Annotated in this window: 8 protein-coding genes; 1 reads left to right on the top strand and 7 read right to left on the bottom strand. The window is 67.1% G+C overall.

The annotated features are described in order from the left end of the window. Window positions 1-116 precede the first annotated feature (116 nt). From ACZ1J6_RS17250 to hisS, 7 genes are all read right to left on the bottom strand, one after another. Window positions 117-968, bottom strand: a complete 852-nt coding sequence (locus ACZ1J6_RS17250; RefSeq protein WP_465127601.1) for a sulfurtransferase — start codon at window positions 966-968, stop codon at window positions 117-119. 230 nt (window positions 969-1,198) lie between these two features. Then, window positions 1,199-2,416: a methionine adenosyltransferase gene (gene metK, locus ACZ1J6_RS17245; RefSeq protein ID WP_132264560.1), complete on the bottom strand. Its 1,218-nt coding sequence runs from the start codon at window positions 2,414-2,416 to the stop codon at window positions 1,199-1,201. A 41-nt stretch (window positions 2,417-2,457) separates the two neighbouring features. Continuing rightward, the gene (gene lnt, locus ACZ1J6_RS17240) at window positions 2,458-4,110 is read right to left on the bottom strand and encodes an apolipoprotein N-acyltransferase (protein ID WP_465127600.1); all 1,653 of its coding nucleotides are present in this window, start codon (window positions 4,108-4,110) and stop codon (window positions 2,458-2,460) included. Between the two features lie 227 nt (window positions 4,111-4,337). After that, entirely contained in the window at window positions 4,338-5,300 is a 963-nt protein-coding gene (locus ACZ1J6_RS17235) for a DUF4167 domain-containing protein (RefSeq protein ID WP_465127599.1), read from the bottom strand. A 238-nt stretch (window positions 5,301-5,538) separates the two neighbouring features. Next, on the bottom strand, window positions 5,539-6,387 hold the full coding sequence (gene prmC, locus ACZ1J6_RS17230) for a peptide chain release factor N(5)-glutamine methyltransferase (RefSeq protein ID WP_465127598.1): 849 nt from the start codon (window positions 6,385-6,387) through the stop codon (window positions 5,539-5,541). Between the two features lie 61 nt (window positions 6,388-6,448). After that, window positions 6,449-7,519 (bottom strand): peptide chain release factor 1, encoded by a 1,071-nt coding sequence (prfA, locus tag ACZ1J6_RS17225; RefSeq protein WP_132264567.1) that lies wholly within the window; start codon window positions 7,517-7,519, stop codon window positions 6,449-6,451. Then, entirely contained in the window at window positions 7,516-8,760 is a 1,245-nt protein-coding gene (gene hisS, locus ACZ1J6_RS17220) for a histidine--tRNA ligase (protein WP_134094738.1), read from the bottom strand. The genes prfA and hisS overlap by 4 nt, the downstream gene beginning before the upstream one ends. Before the next feature lie 104 nt (window positions 8,761-8,864). On the opposite strand from hisS, the gene ACZ1J6_RS17215 reads away from it, so the two are divergent. Further along, window positions 8,865-10,808 carry a M61 family metallopeptidase gene (locus ACZ1J6_RS17215; RefSeq protein ID WP_465127597.1) on the top strand — a complete coding sequence of 648 codons (1,944 nt, stop codon included), beginning with the start codon at window positions 8,865-8,867 and terminating at the stop codon, window positions 10,806-10,808. Window positions 10,809-10,828 lie beyond the last annotated feature (20 nt).

Raw genomic sequence — 10,828 nt, 5'->3', positions numbered from 1 at the left:
GGCCGGGGCGAATCCCCTTCATCGAAACCGGCAACGCTCTTTCAAGGGCAGAAATCCGGGCCTCGGGCAAGCATCCAATTGTTCTGACAGCGCAAACCCTGCTTCAGGAGGGGCGCTCAGGCGTCTCCGGTGGCGACGGGCCGGGCCGGGTCGGCGATCCATTCGCTCCATGATCCGGGGTAGAGCCTTGGCTGCGGCAGGCCAGCCACAGCCATCGCCAGGGCATTGTGACAGGCGGTCACACCCGAGCCGCAGGAGAGCAGGGCCGGCTGCTTCCCCAGCAGGGCGGTGAAGGCGGCGCCGAGTTCGTCGGCCGGGCGGAAACGTCCATCGGCGGCGAGGTTGTCGCGGAAGAAGCGGTTGCGGGCGCCCGGGATATGCCCGGCTACGGGGTCGACGGGGTTGGGATCGCCCCGGAACCGCGACGGGTCGCGCGCGTCCAGCACTTGCGCCGCGCCTTGCTCGATATTGGCCAGGACCTCCCGCGCCGTGGCCGGCGAGGGGACGAGCGGATCGCCGGCGACGAAGTCGCCCGGCACGGCGGGTGCGGCGTCGCCGGTCTCCAGCGGCAGGCCGGCGGCCGTCCAGGCTTGCTTGCCGCCGTCGAGCACGGCGACTCTGGCGTGGCCTATCCAGCGCAGCAACCACCAGGCCCGCGCCGCCCAGGCGCCGCCGCTGGAATCGCAGGCCACCACCTGCTGGCCCTGCTTGAGTCCCTGAGTCCGCAGCCAGGCCGCGAAAGCGACGCGCGCGGGCAGCGGATGGCGGCCGTTGCTGCCATCGGGCGGGCCGGCCAGATCCTCGTCGAGATGGGCGTAGCGCGCGCCCGGCAGGTGCCCGGCGCGATAGGCGGCACGGCCCTTGTCCGGCATGCCCAGTTCGAAATCGCAATCGAGCACCAGCACGTCCGCACCGTCCGCGAAGAGCACGTGCAACTGCGGGACGGATATCAGCGTGTCGTAAGCCATCGGGAATGCCTCGGAGAAGAGATCGGATGCCATTAGGCCAAGGCCGGGCGTGCTGTCGACGCCGCGCATCGCGAATAGCGCAGCACCGGGCGCAGGCGGATGACAGTGGGGAGAAAAGTCCGAACCTGGCTGGACGGAACGAAAACGGGCCGGGTTCCCGCGTGGGAAACCCGGCCCGCTTCAAGGCCGTCCGCCGAAATCCGGGATCAGGTCCCGGACCGGACTGCGGTTCAGGCCAGAGCGGCCTTCAGCGCGTCGGCAAGGTCGGTGCGTTCCCAGGGGAACAGGTCGCCTTCGGGCTTGCGGCCGAAGTGGCCGTAAGCAGCCGTCTTGCCGTAGATCGGCTTGTTGAGGCCAAGACCCGTGCGGATGCCGCGCGGGGTCAGGCCGCCGAGCTTGTCCGCAGCGACCTTGGCGATCGCCACTTCGAGATCCGCGTCGCTGGCCGAGCCGGTGCCGTGCGTATCGACATAGAGCGAAAGCGGCTCGGACACGCCGATCGCATAGGCGATCTGGATCGTGCAGCGCTTGGCGAGGCCGGCTGCGACGACGTTCTTCGCGAGGTAGCGCGTGACGTAGGCGGCCGAACGGTCGACCTTGGTGGGGTCCTTGCCCGAGAAGGCGCCGCCGCCGTGCGGAGCCGCACCGCCGTACGTGTCGACGATGATCTTGCGGCCGGTCAGGCCGGCATCGCCGTCAGGGCCGCCGATTTCGAACTTGCCGGTGGGGTTGATGTGGAACTTGGTGTTTTCGGTGACGAAGCCGGCGGGCAGGATCTCGCCCACGGCCTTCTTCACGTATTCCTTGAGTTCCGCGTCCTTGCCGCCTTCGTGGTAGCCGGCCTTGTGCTGGGTGGAGACGACCACGGCGGTCGCTTCCACGGGCACGCCGTCCTTAAAGCGCAGGGTCACCTGGCTCTTGGCATCGGGTTCGAGGAACGGCGCGGCGCCCGAGTGACGGTCGGCCGCGAGGCGTTCGAGGATCTTGTGGCTGTAATCGAGCGTGGCCGGCATGAGGTCCGGCGTTTCGTCGCAGGCGAAACCGAACATGATGCCCTGGTCGCCGGCGCCTTCGTCCTTGTTGCCGGCCGAGTCCACGCCCTGCGCGATGTCCGCGCTCTGCGGGTGCAGGTGGTTCTCGAACAGCAGGTCCTGCCAGTGGAAGCCGGCCTGTTCGTAGCCGATGCGCTTCACGGTTTCACGGACGATGTGCTGGATTTCCTCCTGCGCGCCGTCTTCCCAGTGACCGTCCTTGTCGATCATGCCCTTGCCGCGTACTTCGCCGGCAAGGACGACACGCTGGGTGGTCGTCAGGGTTTCGCAGGCAACGCGGGCTTCCGGGTCCTTCGAAAGGAAGAGATCGACGATGGCGTCGGAAATCTGGTCCGAAACCTTGTCGGGATGGCCTTCCGAGACGCTCTCGGAGGTAAAGACATAGTCATTTCGCATCGTGACACCACATATAAAGAAATCTTTATGTGGGCACTGGTCTAGCGACGACGACGGCGGAGCGCAATAACGGAAAGCGCAAGCGTCCAGAAAGCCGTGGCAAGTGTCAGCGGCAGCAAGTTTCCGAATATTGCGAAAGGCGTCGGTTCGCGGGGCGGCGGGATGCGTCCGTCGAGCCTGCCGGCGCTGTGCCAGGGCACATAGGCGCGCACCAGGCCATCGGCATCGATCACCGCGCTGATCCCGGTGGTGGTGGAGCGCATGACCGGAAGCCCTTCCTCGATCGCCCGAAGCCGGGCCTGGGCCAGGTGCTGCGGCGGGCCCCAGCGTCCGAACCAGCCGTCGTTGGAAGGGTTGAAGATATAGTCCGGCCTCACGCGCGGGTCGGCCACCTGACCGCTGAAAACGATTTCGTAGCAGATCTGCACGCCCGCCTTGCCCCAGGCACCGAGGTCGAACGTGCGCGGACCCGGTCCGGGCCAGAAATCCAGCGCGCCGGGCACGAGGCGCGTCGCGCCGAGCGGTTCCAGCAACCAGCGCAGCGCGAGGTACTCGCCATAGGGGACGAGATGGGCCTTCGAATAGCTCGCCAGCAGATTGCCGTCGCCGTCGATCATGGAGACCGAATTGCGTGCGGCGATGCCTTCGCCGTCCTTGATGACGAGGTCGACCGCGCCGGTCATAAGCACGGCGTAAGGGCCGATGACCCGGCCGATACGCTCGCGCGCCAATACGGGGTCCTCCGCATAGGTATACATGCGGTAGAGGAACTGCGGATAGCCATCGCGAATATAGTCGCCCAGGCCCGATTCCGGCCAGAACACCACGCGCCGGTCACCCGGCGCGCGCGGCAGGGACAAGCGCGCCAGCTTGACGAAATTGGCCTCGTAGAAGCGCGGGTCGTCGATGAATTCCTGGCGAATGTCCGGCTGGACAAGCGTGTAGCGAACGGCGCCTTCGGCGCGCGCGGCCCAGGGGTCTGGCAGGGTCATCAGCGCCGCGAGCGGCCCGAACAGGGCGAGGGCAGGGAGTGCCCAGGCCCAGCGTGCGCCGCCGCGCGATCTGCGCGAAAGCCGCCAGAGCAGGCCGGGGACACAGGCGATCAGGGCGAGGAGCCCGGACAGCCCATAGGTCCCCACCCAGGGCGCGAGCAGGGCCAGTCCGCGCGTATCGTGACCGCCGAGCATGGCCACGCCAAGCGGGTTCCAGGCAAAGCCGGTGAAGACCCAGGCCCGCAGCCATTCGGTGACGATCCAGGCCGGGGCAAAGGCCAGCGCAAGAAGCAGGAAAGCGCCGGGACCGGCGGCATTCGGCGGGCTTTCCGGGGTTCGGCCGCGGTCCAGCCGCAGCAGCAGCCAGGCGCCCAGCGCGGCGAGGCCCGGATATACCGCGAGATAGAGAGAGATCAGGCAGACGGCGATCATGCCCAGCCAGGCAGGCATCGAGGCCTGATAGGTAAAGGCCGTCGCGATCCAGTTGTCGCCGAGCGTGAAGTGACCGAGACCGAAGAACCAGCCGATGAAGAACGCGCGCTTCCCGCTGGGCGCCCGCGCGATGAGTTCCACCAGCACGGCCACGCCGAGCAGGGTCAGCGGCCAGAGGCCCAGGGGTTGGAAGCCGCAGGCGGCGATGACGCCGGCCAGAATCGCGACAAGTCCGGCCGCAAGGCGCGGGCGGCGATCGAGGAAGTCCATTACGGGTTTCAGAGCCGGGCCTCGCGCCGATGGGAATCCAATGGCGCCGCTATGTAGGGGCCTGTCGTGGGAGGCAAGCGAAGTTCGTGAAAAGAGCGGATTTGCCTGCGCCGTGCCTGAACTCGCTGCGCATATTGCCGGCCCGGAAAAGCGACGACCCACGTCCTGCCTTGCGGCGAGACGTGGGTCGCGAAATGCTGGACGTTTCCGCCCGGCCGGTCAGGCTCTTACGAGTTGACGGCTTCCAGCGGGTTTTCACCGCCCTCGTCCGACGACGGCGCAGCCTTGCGGGTGCGGCGGCGACGGGGCTTTTCCTCGGCGGCTTCGGCCTCCTCGGTGGGCTTTTCAACCAGCTTTTCCGCAGCCTTGGCGGCGCGGGGCGCGCGCTTGGCCGGAGCGGCGGCGATGGCGGGCGGCAGGATCGCGGGATCGAGGTTGCCAGTCGGTTCGGCTTCCACGGCGGGAGCCTCTTCACCGGCATTTTCGCCCGCTGCTTCTTCGTCACGGCGGCCGCGCGGCTTGCGCTGCTTCAGGCCGCGCGAGGCGCGATTGTCGCGAACGAACGGGTTTTCCGCCGGTTCGTAGACCATCGGATCGCCGGTGACTTCCGCCTCGTTGCCGGGTGCGGCAACCGCCTCTTCCTCGACCGATTCGGGGCGGGGAGCGCGCTCGTCGCGGCGGCTGTCGTCGCGACGGTTGTCTTCGCGGCGGGTATCCTCACGACGCCCATCCTCACGGCGGGTATCGTCACGACGGCTATCGTCACGGCGCGAATCTTCGCGGCGGGGCTGGCGCTCCTGGCGCTGCTCCTGCCGATCGAAGTTGCGCTCCGGACGCTCCTGGCGTTCCTGCCGTTCCGGGGCGGGCGATTCGTAGTCGCCATATTCGTCGACTGCGTAATCGTCGCCATAGTCGGAACCGCGATCGTCGCGGCGCGGCTGGCGCGAATCTTCTTGGCGTTGCTTTTGATCAGCAAGGACGCGGAAGTAGTGGTCTGCGAACTGGAGGTAATATTCCTCCTGCACGCGGTCACCATTCAGATGCGCGTCATGGGCCAGCTTCTTGTACTTCTCCAGCAACTGCGGCGCATTGCCGCGAGCCCTGCTGTCGATCCGATTGATCTGCTGACCGCCCTGCTGGCGATTGTTACCGCGGCCACGCCGACGGTTATTACCACGATTATTATTCAAGGATTATTTCCTCAAAAACCCAGGGCATCGGCCTGTTCCCGTCGGGCCGATCTGCCACACGTCACATGATCACGGATCGCCCCCGAGTGCCGTGAACTCCACCGTTGCCGGGTCGTAGCCACTTCAGGCCGCGACGATCTGCAAAGGTTGGAGGCGAACCACCCACATGGGAAATTCCATCCATGTGCTGGTTCGCCGTAATCCTTAGGCATTCCGGGCCGGAATTCCAAGTGAAAACTTACGCAGCTGTTGAAAACTCCAGCACCCTGGGACGATTTCCCAGATCGCGATGGAGGCGGCTGGAGAGGCCGCACTCGCTGCCGATCGCGGCGACGGGCTCGGCCTGTTCGTGGCCGATCTCCACCAGCGCGGCGCCGCCCGGGGCAAGCAGGCCCGGCAATTGCGGGATCAGCACGCGATAGTCGTCCAGCCCCAGTTCGCCCGCGTAGAGCGCGCTGGCCGGCTCGTATCCGGCGACCGAGCGGTCAAGCGTCACGGTCGTCTCGACATAGGGAGGATTGGCGAGAATCAGGTCGAACGGGCCGCCCAGCGCATCGGCCCAGCCGGGCGCATGCCAATCGGCCAGCGCCATGCGGGCGCGGGCGCCAAGGCCCAGCGCTTCGGCATTGCCGGTCGCCACCGCGAGCGCGCCGGGGGAACTGTCCACGCCCACGCCGCGCGCTTCGGGCAAGTTGGCGAGCACGGCCAGCAGCAGGGCGCCGGACCCGGTCCCGCAGTCCAGCACGGCGCGGGCCGCGGGCCGGGCGGCCAGTGCCGCCTCGACGAGAATCTCCGAATCCCCGCGCGGGATCAGCACGTCCGGCCCGACCGTGAACGGCAGGCCGAAGAACTCCTGAGCGCCGGTGATATAGGCGACGGGTTCGTGCTCCGCGCGGCGCGCGACCAATGCGGCGAAACCTGCGGGCGCTGGATCGCGCATGCGCGAGAGCAGCAGCGACGAGCGCGAGCAGCCGATGGCGTGGGCCATGAGCACTTCGGCGTCGAGACGGGCGGTGTCGCTGGTCGCGGAGAGAAGTCCGGCGGCTTCGCGAATCGCCTCGCCGGCCGTGAGCGCGGGGTCAGTCATGGTTGGGCGCGGTCAGCAGGCGCGGGGCGCTTGACAGGCACCCGGCGCCAAGGCCGGATCCTCAAGCATCCATGGCCGCGAGGCGCTTGGCCTCGTCCTCGGCCAGCAGGGCGTCGACCATTTCGGCAAGGCCCGGACCTTCGAGAATTTCGGGCAGGCGGTGCAGGGTCAGGTTGATGCGGTGATCGGTCACGCGGCCCTGCGGGAAATTGTAGGTGCGGATGCGCTCCGAACGGTCGCCCGAACCGACCATCGCCTTGCGGGCTTCGGCCTCGGCGCCATGGGCCTCTTCGCGCATCTTCTCGTAGAGACGCGCGCGCAGGACCTGCATGGCCTTGGCCTTGTTCTTGTGCTGGCTGCGCTCATCCTGGCAGATCACCACGAGATTGCTGGGCAAGTGCGTGATGCGCACGGCCGAATCGGTGGTGTTGACGTGCTGGCCGCCCGCGCCCGAGGCGCGGAAGATGTCGATCTTGAGGTCCTTGTCCTCGATCTGGACGTCGACTTCGCTCGGCTCGGGCAGCACCGCGACGGTCGCCGCCGAAGTGTGGATACGGCCGCCCGATTCGGTGACCGGCACGCGCTGGACCCGGTGGACGCCGCTCTCGAACTTCAGCTTGGCGAAGACGCCCGCGCCGGCGACATTGGCGACCACTTCCTTGAAGCCGCCGAGATCGTTGGCGTTGACGGAGATCATCTCGACCCGCCAGCCCTGTTCCGCGGCATAGCGCTCGTACATGCGATAGAGGTCGGCCGCGAAGAGGGCGGCCTCGTCACCGCCGGTGCCGGCGCGGATTTCCAGCATGGCCGGGCGCACGTCTGCCGCGTCGCGCGGGAGCATGGCGATGGCCAGCTGGCGTTCGGCCTCGGGCAGTTCGGCCTTGATCCGGTGGATTTCCTCCTCGGCCAGGGCGCGCATGTCGGGGTCGGGGTCTTCCAGCGTCTGGAGCGATTCCATTTCCCCGCGCATCGACACGACTTCGGCAGCGACGCGCGCCACCGGTTCCAGCTCGGCATAGTCGCGGCTGGCGGTGACGAAGGCGTCGCCTTCCAGCGTGCCCGAGGCGAGGCGCGCCTCAAGCTCGGAGAAACGCGCGGCGATCTGCGCCAGACGGGTGTCGGATATGCTCACGGATGGACCGACTGGAGGACCTGCTCGACCGCGAGATATTCGGCGGTCGGTTCGGCCGCGCGCAAGTTGGCGCTGGGCTGGCCGTCCTTGGCGCCGAACGAGACGAGCACCTTGGCGCCCATCTTCACGGCCTTGTCGAAGCGCTTGCGGGGGCTGCCGGTGGCGACCATCTCCGCGTCGAGGCCCTGGAAACGCAGCGCGGTGATGACCTTCTGGGCATAACCCAGCGCGGCATCGTCCTCGACCGCAAGCACCACGGTCAGCGGCGCTTCGGTGAGCGTGCCGGCATCGGCCACCAGCATGGCGAGCCGCTCGATCCCTGCCGCCCAGCCCACGGCCGGGGTGGCAGCGCCGCCGAGGCTTTCCATCAGTCCGTCATAGCGGCCGCCGCCGAGCACGGTGCCCTGCGCGCCGAGGCGGGTGGTGACGAATTCGAAGGCGGTGTGGCGATAGTAGTCCAGCCCGCGCACCAGCGACGGCGCGCGCTCATAGGCGACGCCGGCGGCATCGAGCCCGGCGGTCACCGCGGCGAAGAAGTCCTGCGCCTCTGCCGAGAGATAGGCGTCGATCTTCGGCGCATCGCCCACGAAGACCTTGTCGCGCGGGTCCTTGGAATCGAGGATGCGCAGCGGGTTGCGTTCGAGGCGGTCCTGCGAATCCTCGGACAATTCCGCCTTGTGAGCGCGGAAATATTCGATCAGCGCCGCGCGCCAGGCATCGCGGCTGGCAACGTCGCCCAGGGTGTTGAGCTGGAGCGCCACGCCGTCGGAAATGCCGAGTTCCTTCAGCAGGTGGTCGGCCATGACCAGCAGTTCCACGTCGGCCAGCGGCTCGGGCGAGCCGATCAGTTCGGCGTCGATCTGGTGGAACTGGCGGTAGCGGCCCTTCTGCGGGCGTTCGTAGCGGAACAGCGGGCCGTGAGTGGCGACCTTGAGCGGGGCGAACTGCTTCCAGCCGTCGGTCAGGTAGGCGCGGGCGAGCCCGGCGGTGAATTCGGGGCGCAGCGTCAGCGATTCGCCGCCGCGATCCTCGAAGGAATACATTTCCTTGGACACCACGTCGGTGGTCTCGCCGATCGAGCGCGAGAACACTTCGGTCTTCTCGAAGACCGGCATTTCCACCCGGCGGAAACGGTAGAGCTTGCGGACACGCTCGAACGTCGCGACGACATGGGAGAAAGCCTCGGCATCGGTGCCGAAGATGTCCTGGGTTCCGCGAATAGCCTGTGGTGTGGTGCTCATGACGCGCGCGCTTAGCCCGATTGCAGCGGCGGGGAAAGTGGCCCCGGCCGGTTTAGTGGATTGGACGGTTGCCAAATCGGGCAACTGTCGCAAAGAATGACGTAATGAAATATCGTTCCGCGGTCGTCACGCTCCTCGCCCTCCTCTCCGTATCAACCCCGGCCCTCGCGCAGGACACGGCGCAGCGCAGCCGTCCTGCGGCCCCCGCGCTGCCCGCACCGCTTCCCGCCGCGCAGGACAAGGCCTATCCCGGCACGATCGCGCTCGACATCGATGCCAGCGATGTCGTCCACGGCGTCTACCGCGTCACGCAGCAATTCCCCGTTGCGGCCGGCACCGACAAGCTGATCCTCGTCCAGCCGAGCTGGCTGCCGGGCAACCATTCGCCCACCGGCCCCGCGGCGCTGCTTGCGCAGGTCCATTTCTTTGCCGATGGCAAGGAGATCAAGTGGCAGCGCGACACCGTGGCCGTGAATGCCTTCCATCTGGAGCTGCCGGCAGGAACGCAGGTCGTCACGGCCAGGTTCATCCACACCTCGCCGGTGCAGGCCAAGGAAGGCCGCATCACCATGACGCGGGAAATGCTGAACCTGCAGTGGGAAAAGATGAGCCTCTATCCCTCGGGCTACTACACCCGCGGGTTGACCGTGAAGCCCACCGTCAAGTTCCCGGCCGGCTGGACCGTCTACACCGCGCTCGATGGCAAGAGCCAGCAGGGCGACACCGTGACCTGGGCGCCGACCGACTACGAGCGCCTGGTCGACGAGCCGATCTTCGCGGGCAAGTACGCCCAGCGCTGGGACCTTGGCCATGACGTCAGCATGGACGTGGTGGCAGACGAGGCCAAGCTGCTCGGCATCAAGCCCGAGAACATGAAGACCTACCGCAACCTCGTTTCGGAAGCGCTGCTGACGTTCGGCGCGCGCCACTTCGACCATTACGACTTCCTGCTGGCCCTGACCGACCGCATGGGCGGGATCGGCCTAGAGCACCATCGCTCGAGCGAAAACCAGATGGAGCCCAAGGTCTGGACCGAGTGGGACAAGATGGACTTCGATCGCAACGTGATCCCGCACGAATTCGTCCATAGCTGGAACGGCAAGTATCGCCGCCCGGCCGATCTGTGGACGCCGGACTACCAGCAGCCGATGCAGAACACGCTGCTCTGGGTCTATGAGGGCCAGACCCAGTTCTGGGGCTATATCCTGGCCGCGCGTTCGGGCGTGCAGACCAAGCAGACCATCCTTGACACGCTGGCCGGCGCGGTCGCGCGCTATGCGGAAGCGACGCCGGGGCGCGGCTGGCGTTCGGTGGAGGACACCACGTTCGCGCCAGTCCTCAACATGCGCCGCCCGCTGCCCTACACCTCGGTCACCCGCACCGAGGACTACTATGTGGAAGGCGCGCTGACCTGGCTCGAAGCGGACCAGATCATCCGCCAGGGCACCGGCGGCAAGAAAGGCCTCGACGATTTCGCCAAGGCCTTCTTCGGCGTTCGCGACGGCGATTGGGGTGAACTGACGTACGACTTCGACGAAGTCGTCAAGACGCTGAACGGCGTATATCCCTATGACTGGGCCAGCTTCCTCAAGACCCGCATCTACGACACCAACCAGCCCGCGCCGACCAAGGGCGTGGAGATGGCCGGGTACAAGCTGGTCTGGAAGGACACCCAGAACGGCTATGAGAAGGGCATCGCGGATTCGCGCAAGTCGCTGGACCTCAGCTATTCGCTGGGCGTCTCGCTGGACAACGAGGGCACCGTGACGGGCGCCGTGTTCGATGGACTGGGCTACAATGCCGGTCTCGTCAGCGGGGTGAAGGTCATGGCGGTGAACGGCACCGCCTATAGCGGCGAGACCATCAAGGACGCGATCACCGCGGCCAAGACTGCGAAAGAGCCGATCTCGCTGCTGGTGAAGCGCGGCGATGCCTTCAGCACCGTGACCATCGACTATCACGGCGGCCTGCGCTGGCCGTGGCTGGAAAGCACCACGCCGGGCAAGGTGAACGGGCTCGACCGCCTGCTGGCGCCGCGCAGCAAGTAAAGCTCCGTCCGCGCGGGGAC

It is taken from the genome of Novosphingobium sp. BL-S-21 (assembly GCF_055521655.1).
The sequence above is the reverse complement of the archived record's forward strand: the minus strand, read 5'-3'. Positions and strand labels throughout refer to the sequence as shown.